22 protein-coding genes, 1 other RNA gene and 1 pseudogene are annotated in these 19005 nt (G+C 62.0%); 12 read left to right on the plus strand and 12 right to left on the minus strand.

The annotated features are described in order from the left end of the window. Nucleotides 1–28 precede the first annotated feature (28 nt). From trhA to NKI72_RS05110, 4 genes are all read left to right on the plus strand, one after another. Nucleotides 29–736: a PAQR family membrane homeostasis protein TrhA gene (trhA, locus tag NKI72_RS05095; protein ID WP_352849965.1), complete on the plus strand. Its 708-nt coding sequence runs from the start codon at nt 29–31 to the stop codon at nt 734–736. Nucleotides 737–851: 115 nt separating this feature from the next. Continuing rightward, nucleotides 852–1877 carry a MotA/TolQ/ExbB proton channel family protein gene (locus tag NKI72_RS05100; RefSeq protein WP_352831320.1) on the plus strand — a complete coding sequence of 342 codons (1026 nt, stop codon included), beginning with the start codon at nt 852–854 and terminating at the stop codon, nt 1875–1877. Nucleotide 1878: 1 nt separating this feature from the next. Beyond that, nucleotides 1879–2910: a peptidoglycan -binding protein gene (locus tag NKI72_RS05105; RefSeq protein WP_023678020.1), complete on the plus strand. Its 1032-nt coding sequence runs from the start codon at nt 1879–1881 to the stop codon at nt 2908–2910. Nucleotides 2911–3183: 273 nt separating this feature from the next. Continuing rightward, a complete protein-coding gene (locus NKI72_RS05110) occupies nt 3184–3582 on the plus strand; it encodes a hypothetical protein (protein WP_352831319.1) in 399 nt (132 codons plus the stop codon). A gap of 65 nt (nt 3583–3647) precedes the next feature. Here NKI72_RS05110 and NKI72_RS05115 read toward each other — a convergent pair. Beyond that, nucleotides 3648–4005: pseudogene (locus tag NKI72_RS05115) on the minus strand (DUF1304 domain-containing protein). Between the two features lie 185 nt (nt 4006–4190). Here NKI72_RS05115 and NKI72_RS05120 point away from each other — a divergent pair. Together NKI72_RS05120 and NKI72_RS05125 are read left to right on the plus strand one after the other, a co-directional pair. Then, nucleotides 4191–5675 carry a carboxypeptidase M32 gene (locus NKI72_RS05120; RefSeq protein ID WP_352831317.1) on the plus strand — a complete coding sequence of 495 codons (1485 nt, stop codon included), beginning with the start codon at nt 4191–4193 and terminating at the stop codon, nt 5673–5675. Between the two features lie 206 nt (nt 5676–5881). Further along, the gene (locus NKI72_RS05125) at nt 5882–7909 is read left to right on the plus strand and encodes a DUF3857 domain-containing protein (RefSeq protein ID WP_352831315.1); all 2028 of its coding nucleotides are present in this window, start codon (nt 5882–5884) and stop codon (nt 7907–7909) included. Nucleotides 7910–8026: 117 nt separating this feature from the next. On the opposite strand, the gene NKI72_RS05130 is transcribed toward NKI72_RS05125, so the two are convergent. Continuing rightward, nucleotides 8027–9829, minus strand: coding sequence for an ABC transporter transmembrane domain-containing protein (locus NKI72_RS05130; RefSeq protein ID WP_352831313.1), 1803 nt, complete (start codon nt 9827–9829; stop codon nt 8027–8029). A 204-nt stretch (nt 9830–10033) separates the two neighbouring features. On the opposite strand from NKI72_RS05130, the gene rpmE reads away from it, so the two are divergent. Further along, nucleotides 10034–10255 (plus strand): 50S ribosomal protein L31, encoded by a 222-nt coding sequence (gene rpmE / locus NKI72_RS05135; protein WP_006327661.1) that lies wholly within the window; start codon nt 10034–10036, stop codon nt 10253–10255. 69 nt (nt 10256–10324) lie between these two features. Here rpmE and NKI72_RS05140 read toward each other — a convergent pair whose 3' ends face one another. Further along, nucleotides 10325–10966, minus strand: coding sequence for a TetR family transcriptional regulator (locus tag NKI72_RS05140; protein ID WP_352831311.1), 642 nt, complete (start codon nt 10964–10966; stop codon nt 10325–10327). Nucleotides 10967–11097: 131 nt separating this feature from the next. Here NKI72_RS05140 and NKI72_RS05145 point away from each other — a divergent pair, with 131 nt between their 5' ends. After that, nucleotides 11098–11577, plus strand: a complete 480-nt coding sequence (locus NKI72_RS05145) for an anthrone oxygenase family protein (RefSeq protein ID WP_352831309.1) — start codon at nt 11098–11100, stop codon at nt 11575–11577. Between the two features lie 27 nt (nt 11578–11604). Here the strand turns inward: NKI72_RS05145 and NKI72_RS05150 are convergent, their stop codons facing one another. The 3 genes from NKI72_RS05150 to NKI72_RS05160 form a co-directional block, all read right to left on the minus strand. After that, on the minus strand, nt 11605–11916 hold the full coding sequence (locus tag NKI72_RS05150) for an Rdx family protein (protein WP_352540319.1): 312 nt from the start codon (nt 11914–11916) through the stop codon (nt 11605–11607). Then, a complete protein-coding gene (locus tag NKI72_RS05155) occupies nt 11913–12662 on the minus strand; it encodes a YebC/PmpR family DNA-binding transcriptional regulator (RefSeq protein ID WP_352540320.1) in 750 nt (249 codons plus the stop codon). Before NKI72_RS05155 ends, NKI72_RS05150 begins: the two co-directional genes overlap by 4 nt. A gap of 238 nt (nt 12663–12900) precedes the next feature. Continuing rightward, nucleotides 12901–13224, minus strand: a complete 324-nt coding sequence (locus NKI72_RS05160; RefSeq protein WP_352471223.1) for an ArsR/SmtB family transcription factor — start codon at nt 13222–13224, stop codon at nt 12901–12903. A gap of 51 nt (nt 13225–13275) precedes the next feature. Here NKI72_RS05160 and NKI72_RS05165 point away from each other — a divergent pair, with 51 nt between their 5' ends. The 3 genes from NKI72_RS05165 to NKI72_RS05175 are packed head-to-tail and all read left to right on the plus strand — an operon-like array spanning nt 13276 to nt 14636. Then, on the plus strand, nt 13276–13758 hold the full coding sequence (locus NKI72_RS05165; protein ID WP_352574684.1) for an SRPBCC domain-containing protein: 483 nt from the start codon (nt 13276–13278) through the stop codon (nt 13756–13758). 17 nt (nt 13759–13775) lie between these two features. Continuing rightward, complete coding sequence (locus NKI72_RS05170; RefSeq protein WP_352540322.1) at nt 13776–14138, plus strand: VOC family protein; 363 nt, start codon at nt 13776–13778, stop codon at nt 14136–14138. 30 nt (nt 14139–14168) lie between these two features. Further along, nucleotides 14169–14636: an SRPBCC family protein gene (locus tag NKI72_RS05175; protein ID WP_352831307.1), complete on the plus strand. Its 468-nt coding sequence runs from the start codon at nt 14169–14171 to the stop codon at nt 14634–14636. Nucleotides 14637–14678: 42 nt separating this feature from the next. On the opposite strand, the gene NKI72_RS05180 is transcribed toward NKI72_RS05175, so the two are convergent. From NKI72_RS05180 to ssrS, 6 genes are all read right to left on the minus strand, one after another. Then, nucleotides 14679–14966, minus strand: coding sequence for a BrnA antitoxin family protein (locus tag NKI72_RS05180; protein ID WP_352450852.1), 288 nt, complete (start codon nt 14964–14966; stop codon nt 14679–14681). 56 nt (nt 14967–15022) lie between these two features. Further along, nucleotides 15023–15229 (minus strand): BrnT family toxin, encoded by a 207-nt coding sequence (locus NKI72_RS05185; RefSeq protein WP_352768394.1) that lies wholly within the window; start codon nt 15227–15229, stop codon nt 15023–15025. A gap of 53 nt (nt 15230–15282) precedes the next feature. Further along, nucleotides 15283–16050 (minus strand): TerC family protein, encoded by a 768-nt coding sequence (locus tag NKI72_RS05190; protein WP_352454918.1) that lies wholly within the window; start codon nt 16048–16050, stop codon nt 15283–15285. Nucleotides 16051–16120: 70 nt separating this feature from the next. Then, complete coding sequence (locus NKI72_RS05195) at nt 16121–16945, minus strand: TIGR00282 family metallophosphoesterase (RefSeq protein WP_352831305.1); 825 nt, start codon at nt 16943–16945, stop codon at nt 16121–16123. A gap of 81 nt (nt 16946–17026) precedes the next feature. After that, entirely contained in the window at nt 17027–17614 is a 588-nt protein-coding gene (locus NKI72_RS05200; RefSeq protein ID WP_352450855.1) for a 5-formyltetrahydrofolate cyclo-ligase, read from the minus strand. Nucleotides 17615–17754: 140 nt separating this feature from the next. Beyond that, a non-coding RNA gene (ssrS, locus tag NKI72_RS05205) (6S RNA) lies at nt 17755–17910 on the minus strand. Between the two features lie 176 nt (nt 17911–18086). On the opposite strand from ssrS, the gene NKI72_RS05210 reads away from it, so the two are divergent. After that, entirely contained in the window at nt 18087–18926 is an 840-nt protein-coding gene (locus NKI72_RS05210; protein WP_352540325.1) for an AAA family ATPase, read from the plus strand. Nucleotides 18927–19005 lie beyond the last annotated feature (79 nt).

Below are 19005 nucleotides of genomic sequence, written 5' to 3' on the forward strand. Positions count from 1 at the left end.
GCCCAGATAAGGTGGCGCAGGATCATCGATGACGAACAGCCGGCCCCAACCCCAGAGCGAACTCTCCCAGCTCGACATTCCCTTCATGGGGCGCTGGCATTACTCGCGCGCCGAGATCATCGCCGACGGCATTGTCCACGCCGTGGGCATCGTGCTGGCGATCGCTGCCGGCTCGACGCTGCTGGCACTGGCCGCCTATCGAACCGGCCCCGGCGAATACATCGCCGCCGCCTTCTATGTAGTCTCGCTGCTCACCGTGCTGTCGGTTTCGCTGGCCTACAATGTCTGGCCGGTGTCGTCGCCGGCAAAATGGATATTGCGGCGCTTCGACCATGCCGCGATCTATCTGCTGATCGCTGCCACCTACACGCCTTTCCTGGCGCAGCTCGGCGGCGCGCCGCTGGCCGTTTCCATGATCGTCCTGGTCTGGACCGCCGCGGCGGTCGGCATCGCCATCAAGGTCTTTCTTCCCGGCCGTTTCGACCGGCTGGCTATCGTCTTCTACCTAGCCATCGGCTGGAGCGGTATCGTTCTGGTGGAGCCGCTCGTGCGGACGCTGCCGGCGACATCGATCGCGCTCATCGTTGCCGGCGGCATCGTCTACTCCTGTGGCGTGATCTTCTTCGCCTGGAAGGGCCTGCGCTTCCACAATGCGCTGTGGCATGGCTTTGTCGTCACCGGCGCCGGCCTGCATCTGGCCGCAATGGTCGACTGCCTGGTCATCAACCGGCTTTGACCTCCGGTCGCGGACAGTGGCAATATTGCCAAGCGCCATTCAATTTCGTCACAATTCCGTTTAGAGTCGCAAACACAAATTGATCGGCGGCGACGGCATCGGAAACGGGGCACGGATGACTCTTCTCAGATCCTTCGGCATGGGCAGGCGCTCCGACGTTCTGATCTACGACCCGCACAAATTGTCGAGCCCTCAGGTGTTTCTGCTGACCATGGTGATCTTTCTGTTCATCGTGGCCTTCATCGCCGCCATCCTGACCCGCCAGATCTCGACCGCCTTCGTCACCAATCCCGGCCTCAACGGCCTGATCATCGGCGTGCTGGCGGTCGGCATCCTGCTGGCCTTCGTCCAGGTCGGCCGGCTGTTCCGCGAGGTGCGCTGGGTCAACTCGTTCCGCGCCGGTTCCGAAACCACCGAACCGGTGCTGCTGGCGCCGATGAAGGCGATGATCGGCCGCTCCTCGACGATTGCCTTCTCGACCAGTTCGATGCGCACCATGCTGGATTCGATCGCCACCCGGCTCGACGAAAGCCGCGACACGTCGCGCTACCTTGTCGGACTGCTGGTGTTCCTCGGCCTGCTCGGCACTTTCTGGGGCCTGCTCAACACGATCGGCTCGATCCGCGAAACCATCGAGTCGCTCGACCCCGGCACCGGCGATGCGGCGGCCGTGCTCGAATCCCTGAAGCAGGGGCTTTCCGCTCCGTTGGCCGGCATGGGCACCGCCTTCTCGTCCTCTCTGTTCGGCCTCTCCGGCTCGCTGGTGCTCGGCTTCCTCGACCTGCAGGCCGGCCGCGCCCAGACGCGCTTCTATACCGAACTCGAAAACTGGCTATCCTCGGTCACCGACCTGTCCTCCGACATCGTCGTTGCCGACTCGGCCAAGACCGAACCCTCCGAGGAAATCCGGCTGTTGTCGGAAAAGCTGCGCACCCTGCAGGAGAATGGCGGCGGCTCCAATCCGCGCGTCGCCACCGCCATGGCCAATCTCGCCGACGGCATTTCCGGCCTGGTCAAGAACATGCGCTCGGAACAGCAGATCATGCGCGACTGGGTCGAGGCCCAGTCGGACGAGCAGAAGGCGATGCGCAACACCCTGGAGAAGATCGCCGACGCCTTGAAGAAGCCTGGAGTGCATTGACGTGGCGTTGGCACGAGGCCGGCGCTCCGACCGCCGCATCGATTACTGGCCGGGGTTCGTCGATGCGCTGTCGACGCTGCTGTTGGCGATCATGTTCCTGCTGACTGTTTTCGTGCTGGCGCAGTTCCTGCTCGGCCGCGAGATCTCCGGCAAGGACACGGTGCTCAACCGCCTCAATTCGCAGATCAACGAGTTGACCCAGCTTCTGGCGCTGGAACGCTCGACGACGCAGGACAAGGAGGACACCCTTGCCAATTTGCAGGCATCGCTGTCTGCATCGGAGGCGGAAAAGAGCCGGCTCGAGCAATTGCTGGCGCAAGGCGCCGGTGCCGGCGATGCCGCCAACCAGCGCGCGACGGCACTTTCCGGCGAGCTCGACAGCCAGCGCCAGATCAGCCAGCAGGCGTTGAGCCAGGTCGAGATCCTCAACCAGCAGATTTCGGCGCTGCGCAGGCAGATCGCAGCGCTCGAACAAGCGCTCGACGTGTCCGAAACGCGCGACCGCGAATCCAACACCAAGATCGCCGATCTCGGCCGCCGCCTCAACGTCGCACTGGCGCAACGCGTGCAGGAGCTGAACCGCTACCGCTCCGATTTCTTCGGCCGCTTACGTGAAATTCTTGCCGACCGCGAGAACATCCGCATCGTCGGCGACCGCTTCGTCTTCCAGTCGGAAGTGCTTTTCCCGACCGGCTCCGAGGTGATCAACGATGCCGGCAAGGTCGAGATGAAGAAGCTTGCCGATGCCATCATCGAATTGCAAAAGGAAATCCCGCCGGAGATCAACTGGGTGCTGCGCGTCGATGGCCACACCGACAACAAGCCGCTCTCCGGCACCGGCCGCTACCGCGACAATTGGGAATTGTCGACGGCGCGCTCGACATCGGTGGTCAAGTTCCTGATCGAGAACGGCGTGCCGGCCAACCGGCTGGTCGCGGCCGGCTTCGGCGAATTCCAGCCGCTCGACCCCGCCGATACCGAAGAGGCGCGCAACAAGAACCGCCGCATCGAGTTGAAGCTGACCGAGCGGTGATCTGCAAGCCTTTGGCTTGTATCATGCGCCAGGTCGGGCCGGCTCGAGCCGGCTCAAGTCGGCGGCATTTAGGGCACTGGTGCGGCAGCGGCAAGAGCTGAAAAAATTACCATTTTTTAATTACACTTTGCCGCCGTGGCCTTTAGCCTTGGTCATGGGCCGAGAACCGCCGGCGGTGGAACCGCTCATCGCGACGCGACGGAACCTGACGGCCCGCGGCCGGAAGGCAGGACCCTCCCAACCACCGCCTTCCCCAGTAAAGGAGACGCAACCATGCGCTTCTTCGCTCCCAGGAATCTCAGGACTGCTACGCTCGCCACACTTTTCCTCGCCGTTCCGTTTGCTGGCGCTTACGCCGGCCCGCGTGCGACGGCCTTGATCAATCAGATCCAGAGCGTGGAGACGGGTATCCAGGGCGCCATCCGGGCGAACAAGCTCGAGCCGGGCGAGGCGCGCGACTTGCGCACGCAGGTCGCTCAACTCGATCGGGCCGCCCAGAGGGCCGCTCGCCGTGGAACGATGCCGAGCACGCAATATCAGCAGTTGATGGCGCAGCTCGACGATGTCAGCCAAAAGCTGCGCGCTGACACCGGCAGTGCCTTCCTCATCGGCAACGGCGCCGATGGCGGATACTATCCCAACGGCTATGGCCCAACTTATCCAGGCGGCTGAAATCGGCCGCAATGCCCGGCGCTGTGGTAATTGATTTTGCCCATGATCCTTTTCCAGCTTTCGGTTCAGGGATCATGCGCTAGTCCAACGCCAGCGCAAATCAGCGCCAGTACTGCCGGCACTGTCTCGATGAACAGGGATTTTGCGCCCGCCGTTGCCGCCGTAAAGGCCGGCGACGGCGACGCAGAGCAAGAAGAAGACTACTGAAAACCGGCTTCGCCGAGGTAAAGCCCCAGGTCAGGCCGGCTGCGAGAAAGCCGTCGTAAAGCCCTGATTGGCCGCAAGCACTTTCGAGGCCCTGGCGAATTCCGGCGTCAGCCTGAACACCATGTGGCCGCGCGGCGTGTCCCACAGCACCATCTCCAGATAGGCGATGCAGAGGTGGATCACGGCCACCAGCCCGACCAGCACATTGGCGATCATTTTTCGTCTCCCCCATCGCGGTCTGCCGCCGCCGGACGACATTGATCACGCACGCCACCGCTTCCGCGAGGTGCCTTTCGACCGTTGCGGCCGGCAGTCGATGCATCGGTCGCGGACGGTCTTCAGGGGTTGCCAACAGTTTTGCATTGGTATCTTTTCCCGCCGTCAAATCAGCGGAACCCACAATGTCCTTTCAAAAACTCGACGACCTCGGCCACAAGCTCGAAGCACTGGAACACGCCCTCGCCATCCTCGGCGCCGACGAGGCGACCCATATGGCGGTCGGCGGCGGCGAGAAGCGCGCAGAGGCAATGTCGGTGCTTGCCGGCATGCACCATGCCCGGGCGACTGCGCCGGAGATTGCCGACTGGATCGCGGCGGCCGAGCAGGAGGCGCTGAACGAAGAGCAGCAGGCCGCGGTCAGGGAATTCCGCCGGCAATATACCAACCTGACCTGCCTGCCGGTCGAGTTCGTCGAGCGCCAGACGACCGCGCGCATGCGCTCCGAGCAGCTCTGGCGCGACCTGCGGGCCAAGAACGACTGGGCCGGCTTCCTGCCGGCGCTGGAAGGCGTCGTGGCGCTGGTCCGCGAGGAGGCGGCCCTTCGCGCCCAGGTGCTCGGGCTCGAGCCTTACGACGCGCTGATGGAGCAATATGATCCGGGCAATCGCACCGCCGACGTCACGCCTGTGTTTGTCGAGTTGAAGACCTTCCTGAAAGGTTTCGTGCCGGAGGCACTGGCCGTGCAGGAAGAGCGGCTGGCGAAACATCCGCTGAAGCCGCTTTCCGGCAGCTACCCCTTGGACAAGCAGCGCGAGCTCGGCCTCGCCATGATGGCGGCAGTCGGCTTCGACCTCACCCACGGCTCGCTGGCGGTTTCGCACCATCCGTTCTGCGGCGGCGTGCCGAGCGACGTGCGCATCACCACCCGCTACAAGACCTCGGATTTCCTGTCGGCGCTGATGGGCGTGCTGCACGAGACCGGCCATGCGCTGTACGAGCAGAATCTGCCGAAGGCGTGGGCGCACTGGCCGCTGGGCAGAGCGCGCGGCATGGCGGTGCATGAAAGCCAGAGCCTGTTCGTCGAAAAGCAGATCGGCCGCAATCCAGAATTCTGGCGCTGGGCGCTGCCGGTGGTCGAAAGACACCTCGGCGAGCGCTCGACAATCGACGATATCCTGCCGCATGTGCACCGGGTCGAGCGCGGCCTGATCCGCGTCGATGCCGACGAGGTCACCTATCCGCTGCACGTCATCCTGCGCTACGAGCTGGAGCAGGAGCTTGTCTCGGGACGGCTGGAAGCAGCCGACCTGCCCGAAGCCTGGGATGCCAAGATGCGCGATTATCTCGGCCTGTCGACATCAGACAATCCGGCTGACGGTCCGATGCAGGACGTCCACTGGCCGGGTGCCGCTTTCGGCTATTTCCCCTCCTACACGCTGGGCGCCATGATGGCGGCGCAGCAATGGGCGGCGCTGACCAGGGATCATCCTTCAGCCGACGAAGACCTCGCCAAGGGAGATTTCGCCGCGATCAACGACTGGCGCCGCAAAAGGATCTGGTCGCAAGGCTCGCGCTGGTCGACACCGGAACTGCTCGAACGCGCCACCGGCGAAAAGCTCAATGCCGTGCATTTCACCGATCACCTGAAGAAGCGGTACGGGAACTGAGCCGCTTCGTCTATTCCAGGTTCTTGCCGCGGTGACTGCAGAAATCCGCGAAACTGGCCTTTACTTTGGTGGGAAAGCCTCTGAAAAAGGAGTTCTTCCAAGTTGGGCGAGCGTAGATGTCTGTCTGTTACAGTTTTCATAGGATGAAGTCTTTCTGGCCCCGCTTGGTATTTTTCATCTTATTGATCGGCCTGAGTTCTCCGGCCATGGCCGACGACATGGTTCTCAAGGGTCCGGCAGAAAGCTGGGTAAAGCAGCTTGATATTCCGGCTGCCGATCCCACCCGATCGGATCAAATCAAGAATGGCGTTTCATGGCTGCTCTCGGACGACCAGATCAAGCATCGCGCCGGCGGCTATGTCGAGTACTCGCGCACCGTCTATAAAATCGTCGACCGTCCCGGCCTGGATCGTGGCGCGAGTATCGATCTGCAGTTCGATCCGTCCCGGCACAAGGTCACGCTCAACCATCTTCACATCATCCGCGATGGCGCCGTTTTGGACCGGCTGGAAGGTGTCGAATTCGACATCTTCCGCAGGGAAAGAGACGCCGAGAAGGGTGTCTTCGACGGCTGGCTGACAGCACATGTCAACATCGATGATGTGCGCACCGGCGACATCGTCGACTACGGGTCGACCTATGAGATAACGCCGCTGGTCGGCAAGGACCTTTTCTTCAAGAATTTCTCCACCGAATGGGAAGAGCCGGTAGCGCTTATCCGCACAAGCATCATTTGGCCTTCGGACCAGCCGCTCCAGATCAAGACACGGGGAACCCGACTCAAGCCCTCAATCTCCCCGACTGGACCGGACACCACCTATCTGTGGGAGATTCCAAACCCGAAACCGGTCAATGTCGAGGACAACCTGCCCGTGACCTATCCAGGCTGGGGCTCCATCGATGTCGCGTCTACCGCGAATTGGCAAAGTGTGGTCGATGCCGTTGCGCCCTATTACAAGCCAGCGACCGTTTTTCCCCCGGCTTTTGCCGCAAAGCTCGACGACATCGCTCTGCGGCATCCGGTGCCCGAAGACCGGATGGTCGAGGCAATGCGGCTGGTGCAGGACCAGATCCGCTATGTAAGCCTGTCGATGGGTGCCGGTTCCTACGTTCCGCGTGATCCCGCGACGGTCATCCTGAGCGGGTTCGGTGACTGCAAGGACAAGGCCCTGCTGCTGGTTTCGTCGCTTGTGCGGCTTGGCATTGCTGCCGAGGTCGCCTTGGCCGATCTCGACGAGGGACGGGCCCTGGACCAGCATCTGCCGGCGCTCCGCGATTTCGACCATGCCATCGTCAAGGCAAGGATCGGAGCAAAGACATATTGGCTGGACGCCACGAACTATCTTCAGGGCGGCAGGGCGCACAATCTCGCACAGCCCGACTACGGCTTCGCGCTGCCGCTTTCCAGCACCGGCGGGTTGGAGAAGATGCCGAGCCCTGTGCTTACCAGCCCATCGATCCAGATCGCCGAGGAATTCGACTTTCCGCGGAAACCGGGCGATCCCCTCGTGCTGACGGTCTTCTCGACATATGAGGACGCCGATGCCGATTGGATGCGCGGCAATTTCGCCAGCCGGTCGCTGAGCGAGGTGTCGGACGCCTACCTGAAATACTACAACAAGCAATATCCGGGCATCCAAACCATCGCCAAGCCGGAAATCGTGGATCGCCGCGACGGCAACATAGTGAGCGTGAAGGAAAGTTATCGCTTGCCGGCGGAGGCGCTGGCGGCCAACGATCTGGCAAAGAATTTCCCGATCCGCGCGGCCGATCTCGGCAACAACTCTCTTCCAACCCCGACAATTGTCGACCGAACCGGGCCCGTCTCCCTCGGCCCCCAGTTCTATCGCCGCCACAAGGTGACCGTGCGCAACCTCAAGGCGAGGTTTTCCGGCGAGTCGATGAAAAACGTCGTGACACCCTATCTGTCTCTCAAGGCATCCTGGTCCAACACGCCCACCGAATTTCAAGTTGAATGGAATTTTCAGACGCTGGCGACTGAAGTACCGGCCAAGGCGATTGCCGATTATCTGAAAACCGTCGATGACCTCGCAGACCAGGTTCGCTGGCAGTACGATTTTACCTATGAAGAGCCGCCTGCCGATGTGCAGCTCAGCGATCCGGCAAAGGAGCAGCGACAGACCGTCGCCAGCATGCTTTTGTTGTCGTTGCTTGTCGGCGTTCCCCTGTTCATCGCCTATCGACGTGGCAAACGCCGAGCTTTCGGTAGCTGAAGAATCTCGGCGGCCGCTGGGCACCATGACCCCGAAAAGTGGCTGCCGGTTTTCGGAAGAGATCATGGTCAAACAAGAAGATGGAGCCTCATCTCGATTTCATCGGGATGAGCGATGCTACTCTGCCGCGCCCCTGAAAGCATTCGCCCCGGTATCGAACTGCAGCTTGGCCAGCCGCGCATAGATGCCGCCCTTGGCGACCAGGCTCTGATGCGTGCCTTCCTCGACGATGCGGCCGCCATCCATGACCAGGATGCGATCGGCCTTCAGCACGGTTGCCAGCCGATGGGCGATGACGATCGTGGTGCGGCCCTGCATCAGCCGGTCCAGCGCCGTCTGCACCAGCGTCTCGCTTTCGGCATCTAGCGCCGAGGTCGCCTCGTCGAGCAGCAGGATGGGCGCATCGCGCAAAATGGCGCGGGCGATCGCCACGCGCTGGCGCTGGCCGCCCGACAGCGTCACGCCGCGCTCGCCGACCTGGCTGTCATAGCCCTTTTCGAGTTTCAGGATGAACTCGTCGGCAAGCGCGTCCTTCGCCGCCGCCTCGATCTCGGCCTGGCTGGCGCCAGGCCGGCCAAAGCCGATATTGTCGCGCGCGCTTGCGGCAAAGATGGTGACGTCCTGCGGCACGATGGCGATGCGCGCGCGGATCGCCGCCGGATCGGCCTCGCGCAGATCGACCCCGTCGATGATGATCCCGCCGGACTCCGGATCGTAGAAGCGCAGAAGCAGCGAAAACACGGTGCTCTTGCCGGCGCCCGAGGGTCCGACGATCGCCACCGTCTCGCCGGGTTTGACCTGAAAGCTCAGGCCATGGACGGCGGCGCGGTCGGGCCGGGCCGGATAGGAGAAGGAGACATCGTCGAAGCTGATCGCACCTCTCGCCTTTGCCGGCAGCGGCTTCGGATCGGCGGGCGCCTGGATCGCGGGTTTCTCGGCCAGGATCTCGGTCAGCCGTTCGGCAGCGCCCGCTGCCTGGGACAGTTCGCCCCAGACCTCCGACAGGGCGCCGAGCGCGCCGGCGGCGAACACCGAATAGAGCAGGAATTGACCGAGCGTGCCCGGCGACAGCGTGCCGTCGAGCACGTCGCGCGAACCGAACCACAGCACCGCCACGACTGAGGAAAAGATCATGAAGATGGCAAAGAAGGTGAGAAAGGAGCGGGCAAAGATCGAGGCCCGCGCCGCTTCGAACGCTGCTTCCACGGCGGACGAAAAATATCTGGTTACAAGCTTCTCGTTGGTGAAGGCCTGCAGGGTGCGCACCGCGCCGATCTGCTCGCTGGCATAGGCGGTGGCATTGGCAAGCGTATCCTGCGCCAGCCGTGACTTGCGCCGCACCGAGCGGCCGAAGGCGACCAGCGGCAGCACGATTAGCGGAATGGCCGCGATGACCAGGCCGGACAGTTTTGGGCTGGTGAAGACCATCATCGCCACGGCGCCAAGGCCGAGGATGACGTTGCGCAAAGCCACCGAGGCGGTAGCACCGACGGCCGATTTGACCTGTGTCGTGTCGGCGGCGAGCCGCGAGACGATCTCGCCCGACTGGGCTGTATCGAAGAACGAGGGCGACAGCGTGGTGACGTGGGCAAAGACATCGCGGCGGATATCGGCAACGACGCGCTCGCCGAGCGTGATGACGAAATAGTAGCGGCTGGCCGATGCCGCCGCCAGCACGGCGGCCATCACCACCAGCATGGCGAAATATTCGGCAATGAAGCTGGAATCGGAAGCGGAAAAGCCGTGATCTATCATCCGCCGCACGGCCAGCGGCAGCGCCAGCGTCGTCGCCGCCGCGACGGCCAGTGAGACGATCGCGCCGATGACCATTTTGCGGTAATGGGTGATGTAGGGAAACAGGCGCTGCAGCGGCTTCAGCGAGCGCCTGCGCTCGTCTGCATCGCCGCTGATGTTCGCCATGACCGTTTCCTTTGGCCCTTTGAGGCTTGCGCCATCAATATGCGCTTGCCGCGGCCTTGTGATTCAATTCCGGCTGATGTATAGGCTCGCCGACCGTTTTAGAAGCCGTGGCTCCTCAATAGCTGCGGCTTCGAGTTTTAAAAAGGGGCGCATCGACGCAGGCTTCAGCCCGTCGGCAGCACCCGGCAAGCCAGGAACAGACCCATGAAGACCGATATCCATCCCGACTACCACACCATCAAGGTCGTCATGACCGACGGCACCGAATACATGACCCGTTCGACCTGGGGCAAGGAAGGCGATACGATGAACCTCGATATCGACCCCACCACCCATCCGGCCTGGACCGGCGGCCAGCAGACCCTGCTCGACCGCGGTGGCCGCCTGTCGAAGTTCAAGAAGCGTTTCGAAGGCTTCGGCCTCTAAGCCGCATTGGCATTTCGCAGATCGAGAAACCCGCCTTCGTGGCGGGTTTTTTGTTGGGAAAATACGGCCCTACCCGCCGAGCAACTCGCGCAGGGCCATCCGCTTGTAGGCAGCAACCAGCCGGTCGCCTTCTTGCCGCCCGACCGAGATCGCCAGCCGCATTGCGGCCTCGCCCATCTGCCAGATGAGAAACGCCGTCGTTTCGAGCGCTTCCGGATCGGCGGACGGCCGCAGCCGTTTCAGCACGGCCGTAAGGAATTCGGCGTTGGCCCGGCTGTCGGCGAGCTCGAGTTCGCGCAGCGCCTTGTCGGCCTGCGTGCCCGACCAGATGTCGCGCATCACCGGCTCCGCCAGGAACATTCCGTAGTAGATATCCACCAGTTCCGAAAATGCCCGGCGCAGGCCTTCGGCGTCATTGACCTCGGCTAGCGCTGCCGCAATGCAGGCCTGGCTTTCGGCGGTGTAGCGTTCGGCCAGCGCCCAGATGATCGCCCTCTTGTCGGGGAAGAACTGATAGAGCGAGCCGATCGACACACCGGCCCTCTCGGCCACCTCGCCCATGCGCATGGCGTCGCTGCCTTGCTCGGCGATCAGCGCCGAGGCGGCGGCCAACATCCGCTCGACCCGCTCGCGGCTGCGCTGCTGGCTCGGTGCCCGGCGCGGCGATGCGATCTGCTCGTTGCGGGAACCCGGTGCAGCGGTGCCTTCCATGACTGTCTCCAGAAAAATGGCTTGACTGAGAAAATACGAGGGTTTATCACGTTTTGCAAATGTGAGGATCATTCATATTTTTAGACGACACACCAATCGAACTGCTCGAATCTGAAGCCGGAGGAACTGACATGATCATGAAACTGCTTCCCACCCTCACCTTCGTCGCTGCCATTGGCTCAGGCGTTGTCGGCGGCGTTTTCTTCGCCTTCTCCAACTTTATCATGCCGGCGCTCGCCCGCTTGCCTGCCGGAGGCGGCATCGCCGCCATGAATTCGATCAACATCACCGTGATTACGCCGGCATTCATGACCGCGCTTTTCGCCACCGGGCTGGTCTGTCTTGTCCTTGCCGCCGGCGCTCTTATCGGCTGGAGCCAACCGGGTTCGTTCTGGCTCCTCGCCGGCGCCCTGATCTACCTCGTCGGCAACCCGATCGTGACGATGATGTTCAACGTGCCGCTCAACAACGCCCTGGCCGCGGTCGATCCGGCAAGCGCCAACGGCGCCGCGGTATGGGCCACCTATCTCAGGGACTGGGTGATGTGGAACCATGTCCGCACCATCACCGCCATCGTGGCGCTGGGCTGCTTCATCTTCGCATGGCGGTGAATGCAGGACGGAAGTCCTAAAAGGCCGTCAGGCAGGGTCTTTTGACTTATGGCCCTTGCGGTCGGCATGGCCCAGATCGCGATCCGGATCGATGACGTCGCGAACCAGTTGCTTGAGCTTTGCGGCGTCGGGAAAACCGCCGTCACGCTTGCGGTCCCAGACCAGCGTGTCATTGCAGGAAATGGTGAAGATGCCGCCGGTGCCGGGCACCAGCGTCACTTCGCCCAGATCGGTGCCGAAGGTGGACAGCAGCTCCTGCGCCATCCAGCCGGCCCTGAGCAGCCACTGGCACTGGATGCAATAGGTGATACGGACTGTGGGCAGCGCGTGTTGGATCATGCCGCGCTGAGCTTTGCCAAGGTCTCCTCGTCGACCTCGAAATTGGCGTAGACGCTCTGCACGTCGTCGTCGTCCTCGAGCGTCGCGACCAGCTTCATCAGTGATTGTGCCCGCTCCTCGTCGACCGCGATATTGGTCTGCGGCTTCCAGATCGGCTTCACCGATTCAGCCTCGCCAAGCGCGCCTTCCAGTGCCTTCGACACCTCGCCGAGATTCTCGAAGGCGCAGTAGATCGTGTGCCCGTCCTCGTCCGACTGGACGTCGTCGGCGCCGGCCTCGATCGCCGCGTCCATCACCTTCTCGGCGCTGCCGGCCGATGCCGGATAGTAGATCTCGCCGACGCGGTCCCACATGAACGATACCGAGCCGGTCTCGCCCATCGCCCCGCCCGCCTTGGTGAAGGCAGCGCGTACATTCGACGCCGAGCGGTTGCGGTTGTCGGTCAGCGCCTCGACGATCAGCGCGACGCCGCCTGGCCCGTAACCCTCGTAGCGCACGGCTTCGTAGGTCTCGGCATCGCCCATCGACGCCTTGTTGATGGCGCGCTGGATATTGTCCTTCGGCATCGACACCGCCTTGGCGTTCTGCACCGCAAGGCGCAGGCGCGGGTTCATCGATGGATCGGGCGTGCCGCTCTTGGCGGCGACGGTGATTTCGCGCGCCAGCTTGGAAAACATTTTCGACCGCACCGCATCCTGGCGGCCCTTGCGGTGCATGATGTTCTTGAACTGTGAATGGCCAGCCATGGCACCCCTGTCATCTTCTCGGCTAGAGCATCTGCCGCCTGGTGAACCACCCGGCATCTTGCAAAAATGCTCGAATTCAAAATTTCAGAACGTCCTGCTGCGTCCCTGACGGACGGACGGCGCTCGCTGTCGGAATGGCCGGCTTATAGATAAATCGGCTCAATTCGTCCAGCCGCGCCATTGCTGCCGGCACGCAAGGCTTTCAAGATCCGAAAATCGGCAGGCTTCGGCAAACCTTTCATCCCTCAAGATCGGATTTCAGCCGGTCGAGGATGCCGATCGCGTGCGTGGCATATTGACTGATCCAGCGGTCGTGGATGTGCTTGATCGGCAGCGCGTTGAGATGGTTCCAGCGTTCGCGCCCCTCGCGCCGCGCCACGACCAGGTCGGCCTCCTCCAGCACCTTCAGGTGCAGCATGACCGTGCAACGGTCCATGTCGGGGAAGGCATCGCACAACATGCCGGTGGTCTGCGGCGCATCCTTCAGCCGGTCGAGCAACGCACGCCGGCGCGGATGCGCCAGCGCCTTGAAAACATTGTCGTCCCGCGATTGGCTTGACATGTTATATTTCTATAACATATCTTTGTGCCATTCAAGGAAGGAGCTGTGGATATGTCTCTTGGATTCAGGGTTTCTGGCCGCATCGGCAAACCCGTCGCCGAAGTCTTCGATGCGGTCGTCAATCCGAAGAAACTTAGCGGCTACTTCACCACGATCGGCGGCGCCAGCGCACTGCTGGTGGCGGGCGCCACCGTCATCTGGTGGGGCAAGGTTCCCGTCGAGGTCGACGAGGTGAAGAAAGACAGCCGCATCGTGCTGCGCTGGGATGCCACCGACGCCGACGGCAAGCCAGCCTACAAGACCCGCATCGAGATGAATTTCGAGCCGCTCGACGATGGCGGCACCTTCGTCACCATCGCCGAAACCGGCTGGCACGAGAACGCGGTCGGCCTGAAGAAATCCTACCTCAATTGCGAGGGCTGGTCGCAGATGCTGGCCTGCATGAAGGCCTATGTCGAATACGGCATCAATCTGCGCGACGGCTATTACCGCAGCGAGATGAAGGGCGAGCCGGCCAACGAGAACAACATCTGAGAGCAAATGGAGTAAGAATGACCGCGAAGATCACCGGCGGCATCAACATCGCGATGAAGGTCCCGCCACATCAATACCAGGCAACGATCGCCTTCTATCGCGACGTCATCGGCCTGAAGCCATTCACGGCCAAATCGCCGGCCATCGGGTTCGAACTCGGTCCCAATCGACTGTGGATCGACGAGGCGCCGATGATGAGCCAGGCCGAGATCTGGCTGGAACTGTTCACCGATGATTTTCCAGGCGCGGCGGAGCATCTCGCCGAGGCCGGCGTCGTGCGCTGCGATGCCATCGAGGCACTGGGTGAAGGCTTTCGCGGCGGCTGGATCACCAATCCGGCCAACATCATTCACCTCGTACGCGAACCCGATGCCTGGTGAACAGGGCGGCGCCGTGGAAAGGAGGACGCTATGAAAATCCGTGAAACACCGACCGCCGAAGCCGGCATGCTGATAAGGCGGCCGGTCGCCGACGTATTCGAAGCCTTCGTCGATCCGGCGATCACGACGAAGTTCTGGTTCACCCATGGCAGCAACAGGCTGGACAGCGGCAACAAAGTTCGCTGGGAATGGCGCATGTATGGCGTCTCGACGACGATCAATGTCAGTGAGATCGTCGATAACAAGAAGATCGTCATGCAATGGAGCGATCCGCCGACTACGGTGGTCTGGACTTTCGAGGAGATGCCGGGCAACACGACCTTTGTCGAGGTCCGCAATTTCGGCTTTGCCGGCAGCCCTGACGAGCAGGTCAAGCAGGCGATCGGCTCGACCGGCGGTTTTGCGCTGGTGCTCGCCGGCGCCAAGGCGTGGCTGGAGCAAGGCGTGATGCTCGGCCTGATCGGCGACCGCCACCCGAAGGACGTTCCAGCAAATTAAGTAACGGCGAGCCAAGATCGGCTGGCAACAGACCGCGAATGCTCAGGAACGCCGCTTTTCCTGCTCTAGCACATGACGGCGGAGCACGCGGTTGATCTCCGTTTGATAGCCACCGCCTTCGACATGCTCCTTGAACCAGGACAGCACATCAGCGTCAAGCCGAATGGTCACCGGCTGCTTTAGTGGCCGGTAGAGGTGCCCTCGGCGAGCATGAACCCAATTCTCGGCCGAAGTTTCCGGAATGTCGGACGTGTCAATTTCGCTGTCAGGCAAATCTGCCAAATTGGCGAGCTGGTTGCGCTGATCTTGGCTAAGTTCCTTCCTGCTCATAGCGCCTCCATTCATGCGGCGTTGCTTTCCGGACACCGACAATCCGAATTCGTTCCTCATCTTCGAGATCGGGATAAGTGTGAACAACGAGCAGTACCACCAGCCCTCATCCCGATCGCATGCCACCTTTGCTCGCCATCTTCAAACCGGTCAGGCACAATCAGATGAAGCGGATCCTTGAAGACATCTTTGGCGAGATCGAACGCAACACCATGCTTCGCACGGTTGCGCTTGGCCTTCTCGGGATCCCATCCAAATCGCAATATGGCGGCACCGTTATTTACAAAATTGTACGCACAATTCTGTAAGAGTCAAGTCAATGCCCGCCCCCGCCCTTTGCCTTCTTCCGCCGCCGAGCCAGCATGTTGAGCCCTTCGACCAAGGCCGAAAAACCCATGGCGGCGTAGATGTAGCCTTTCGGCACGTGGTAACCCATGCCGTCGGCGATCAGCGTCATGCCGATCATCAGCAGGAAGCCGAGGGCCAGCATGACGATGCTGGGGTTCCTGGCGATGAAATCGGCCAGCGGCCCGGCCGCCAGCATCATCACGCTCACCGCCACGATCACCGCGATGTACATGATCGCGATTTCGTCGGTCATGCCGACGGCGGTGATGATCGAGTCGATCGAGAAGACGAGGTCGAGCAGCAATATCTGGAAAATCGCGCCGGCCAGCGAAAGCTGCAGCGTCTCGCCCATCATGGTGTCCTGGTGATCATCGAGATCAACCGTGTGGTGGATCTCCTTGGTCGCCTTCCAGACGAGAAACAGGCCGCCGGCGATCAGGATCAGGTCGCGCCATGAAAAGCCGTGGCCGAAGGCGGTGAATATCGGCGTCGTCAGTTGGACGATGATCGAGATGGTGGCCAGCAGGATCAGCCGCATCACCAGCGCGGCGGATATGCCGAGCCGCCGGGCGCGGGCCCGCTGCGCTACCGGCAATTTGTTGGTCAGGATCGAGATGAAGATCAGATTGTCGATGCCGAGCACGACCTCCAGCACGACCAGCGTCAGCAGCGCGACCCATGCCGTCGGGTCGGAGACAAAGGCGAAATGCGGCGCCAGGAATTCGACTAGCTGCATGGAGGTCGTCCCCTCTACGATCTAGAGCAGTTTCGCCGGCAATTGGGTACTGCAAGCGTCCATATCAATGTCACGACCAGAAGGATGGCGCCGTTTCCTCCAGCCGCGGGCCGCGGCGAAACGGCGCGATCCGTTCGGTCAGGCCGCTACGGTCGGAAATGTCGACGCCGACGCCGCACAATGTCGCCGGTCCGGTCGACGCCTCGAAGCGGCCTTTCGGCACCTTGGACAGGAACCGGTTGAGCGGCTCCTCCTTGTCCATGCCGAGCGAGGAATCGTAATCGCCGCACATGCCGGCATCGGAAATATAACCGGTGCCGCCATTGAGGATCTGGTGATCGCCGGTCGGCTGATGCGTGTGGGTGCCGACAACAAGGCTGGCACGGCCGTCGACAAAGTGGGCGAAACACATTTTTTCCGAGGTCGCCTCGGCATGGAAATCGATGACGATCGCATCGGCCTGCTCACCAAGCGGACAAGCGGCAAGTTCGCGCTCGCCGGCCTGGAACGGATCGTCGAGCTCGGGATGCATGAACACCCGGCCCATGATGTTGGCGACCAGCACGCGCGCGCCGTTCCTGGCGACGTAGACGCCTGAGCCGCGCCCCGGCGTACCCTTGGGGAAATTGGACGGACGCAGGAAGCGCTCTTCGCGCGGCGCGAAAATCAGCGCATCGCGCTGGTCCCAGACATGGTTGCCGGTGGTGACGACATCGGCGCCGGCCGAGATCGTCTCGCGAAAAATTTCCTCGGTGATGCCGAAGCCGCCGGCGGCGTTCTCGCCATTGACGATGACGAAGTCGAGTTTGAAATCCGAGATCAGGCCGGGCAGTTGTTCCCACACCGCCGTACGTCCTGTCTTGCCGACCATGTCGCCGAGGAAGAGAAGTCTCATATAAGCGTGATCCCGAACCGAAGGTCAGCGAAGCAAAAAGCTGCATGACTTTCGGAAAAGACCATGCGTCCAGGAACTTATCTACAATTTCGGCGCGAACCGGCGCAACCCGCTCTCGGTGAGTATTTCCGGAATGATCACGTCATGCGGCTCGTCCGGCACCAAGGCCACCTCCTGGCAGTCGAAGGCAATGCCGATCAGCCGCGGCTGCTGCCCCTTGTCGGCCAGCCGCGCGATCGCCCGGTCATAATAGCCGGCGCCGTAACCGATGCGGTGGCCGCGCGCATCGAAGGCGGCAAGCGGCACCAGCATCATTTGGGGATCGAGCACCTCGGCTTCCTCATGCGGCCCGACGGTGCCGAAGCCCATGTCGATCATCGGCGCGCCGCGCACCAGTTCGCGAAAAACGATGGTGGTCTTGTTGAGGATGGCCGGCAGGCAGAGCCTTGCCCCCTTTTCGCGCAAGGCAAACATCAGCGGCCGGACGTCGACTTCCGAGCGCATCGGCCAGAAGCCTGAGACGATCTGGGCCGGCTCGACCGTGATCCGGTCGCGCGCCGTCTCGGCCATTTCGAGTGCTGCCTCCACCCGCCAGAAAGGATCGAGCGCGTCGCGGCGCCCGAGGGCTTGGTTGCGGAGAGTTTTTTTCAGGTCTTTTGGGGATGTCATGCGCCGACGTTAGAAAAGGTCAGATTTGGATGGAGTTTTACGAGCGACGTTTTGGAGGAGCGGGGCGAGCTTTCGTTCGTGAGAGCACCGCACAAAGCGGCGCGACGACAAGATCCGCCAGACATTGCCTTTTCGACAGGTGACGATCCACACAACCGGTGGAGAGAGCGATCCCGGGAACCTACAAAGTAGGTGGGCGCCGTATGAGAAAACCCACGGGTCTTCCCAGGGACAGCTCCCTAGGGATCATTAAGGCCCCGGGGAAAATGTTCTCCTGCCGGGAAGCGCAGACCGTCTCCGCCAATATAGGCAGACGGCAGACCAAGCGCCAGAGAGACGACATGTTTCGAGTCTTAAATCGACGCAGAACCGCTCGACGAGGGTCGCGCCGGCAAGATCCCCGCTTTGCCAGCAGCGCCTTGCACAGCGAAGGCCGCCTCCTTAGGGTCGCGCGATGAACCCGGGAGCAAAAATGCGTTTTGAAGGCACGGCAGCCTATGTCGCCGACAAGGATCTGATGGTGGCGGTCAACGCGGCGATCGCGCTCGAGCGGCCGTTGCTGGTCAAGGGCGAGCCCGGTACCGGCAAGACCGAACTTGCCCGCCAGGTGGCGGCGGCGCTCGGCATCGATCTGATCGAATGGCATGTCAAATCGACCACGCGGGCGCAGCAGGGCCTCTATGAATATGATGCCGTCTCGCGGCTGCGCGACAGCCAGCTCGGCGACGAGCGCTTCAACGACATCCGCAATTACATCAAGCGCGGCAAGCTGTGGGACGCCTTTGCTGCCGGCAAGAAAGTCGTGCTTCTGATCGACGAGATCGACAAGGCCGATATCGAGTTCCCCAACGATCTGTTGCAGGAACTGGATCGGATGGAGTTCTTCGTCTACGAGACCGGCGAGACCATCCGTGCCACAGTCCGGCCGATCGTCATCATCACCTCCAACAACGAAAAAGAGCTGCCGGACGCCTTCCTGCGCCGCTGCTTCTTCCACTACATCCGCTTTCCCGACGTCGAGACGCTGCACAAAATCGTCGACGTGCACTATCCCGGCATCAAGCAGAACCTGGTGCGCGCCGCACTCACGCAATTCTATGAAATCCGTGACGTGCCGGGCCTCAAGAAGAAGCCGTCGACCTCCGAGGCACTCGACTGGATCCGCCTGCTGGTCGCCGACGAGATCGCGCCCGAGGACCTGCGCGCCGACCCGAAGAACGTGCTGCCCAAGCTGCATGGCGCGTTGCTGAAGAACGAACAGGACGTGCATCTGTTCGAGCGCCTGGCCTTTATGGCGAGACGGCAGGGGTGAGGGGCGGTCGGCCGGAAGCCGCCGGACAGCGCTTTCCCTTCGCTGGACCGTTGCAGCCAGCGAGGCGTGAAGGCAGCTT

This window comes from Mesorhizobium sp. M0437 (assembly GCF_040321335.1).
In the GTDB taxonomy this organism is placed as follows: Bacteria; Pseudomonadota; Alphaproteobacteria; order Rhizobiales; family Rhizobiaceae; genus Mesorhizobium.

Coding starts and splice junctions, on each gene's coding strand:
- trhA (WP_352849965.1), top strand. CDS start 29: ATGACGAACAGCCGGCCCCAACCCCAGAGCGAACTCTCCCAGCTCGAC.
- NKI72_RS05100 (WP_352831320.1), top strand. CDS start 852: ATGACTCTTCTCAGATCCTTCGGCATGGGCAGGCGCTCCGACGTTCTG.
- NKI72_RS05110 (WP_352831319.1), top strand. CDS start 3,184: ATGCGCTTCTTCGCTCCCAGGAATCTCAGGACTGCTACGCTCGCCACA.
- NKI72_RS05120 (WP_352831317.1), top strand. CDS start 4,191: ATGTCCTTTCAAAAACTCGACGACCTCGGCCACAAGCTCGAAGCACTG.
- NKI72_RS05125 (WP_352831315.1), top strand. CDS start 5,882: ATGGCCGACGACATGGTTCTCAAGGGTCCGGCAGAAAGCTGGGTAAAG.
- NKI72_RS05130 (WP_352831313.1), bottom strand. CDS start 9,829: ATGGCGAACATCAGCGGCGATGCAGACGAGCGCAGGCGCTCGCTGAAG.
- rpmE (WP_006327661.1), top strand. CDS start 10,034: ATGAAGACCGATATCCATCCCGACTACCACACCATCAAGGTCGTCATG.
- NKI72_RS05140 (WP_352831311.1), bottom strand. CDS start 10,966: ATGGAAGGCACCGCTGCACCGGGTTCCCGCAACGAGCAGATCGCATCG.
- NKI72_RS05145 (WP_352831309.1), top strand. CDS start 11,098: ATGATCATGAAACTGCTTCCCACCCTCACCTTCGTCGCTGCCATTGGC.
- NKI72_RS05150 (WP_352540319.1), bottom strand. CDS start 11,916: ATGATCCAACACGCGCTGCCCACAGTCCGTATCACCTATTGCATCCAG.
- NKI72_RS05155 (WP_352540320.1), bottom strand. CDS start 12,662: ATGGCTGGCCATTCACAGTTCAAGAACATCATGCACCGCAAGGGCCGC.
- NKI72_RS05160 (WP_352471223.1), bottom strand. CDS start 13,224: ATGTCAAGCCAATCGCGGGACGACAATGTTTTCAAGGCGCTGGCGCAT.
- NKI72_RS05165 (WP_352574684.1), top strand. CDS start 13,276: ATGTCTCTTGGATTCAGGGTTTCTGGCCGCATCGGCAAACCCGTCGCC.
- NKI72_RS05170 (WP_352540322.1), top strand. CDS start 13,776: ATGACCGCGAAGATCACCGGCGGCATCAACATCGCGATGAAGGTCCCG.
- NKI72_RS05175 (WP_352831307.1), top strand. CDS start 14,169: ATGAAAATCCGTGAAACACCGACCGCCGAAGCCGGCATGCTGATAAGG.
- NKI72_RS05180 (WP_352450852.1), bottom strand. CDS start 14,966: ATGAGCAGGAAGGAACTTAGCCAAGATCAGCGCAACCAGCTCGCCAAT.
- NKI72_RS05190 (WP_352454918.1), bottom strand. CDS start 16,050: ATGCAGCTAGTCGAATTCCTGGCGCCGCATTTCGCCTTTGTCTCCGAC.
- NKI72_RS05195 (WP_352831305.1), bottom strand. CDS start 16,945: ATGAGACTTCTCTTCCTCGGCGACATGGTCGGCAAGACAGGACGTACG.
- NKI72_RS05200 (WP_352450855.1), bottom strand. CDS start 17,614: ATGACATCCCCAAAAGACCTGAAAAAAACTCTCCGCAACCAAGCCCTC.
- NKI72_RS05210 (WP_352540325.1), top strand. CDS start 18,087: ATGCGTTTTGAAGGCACGGCAGCCTATGTCGCCGACAAGGATCTGATG.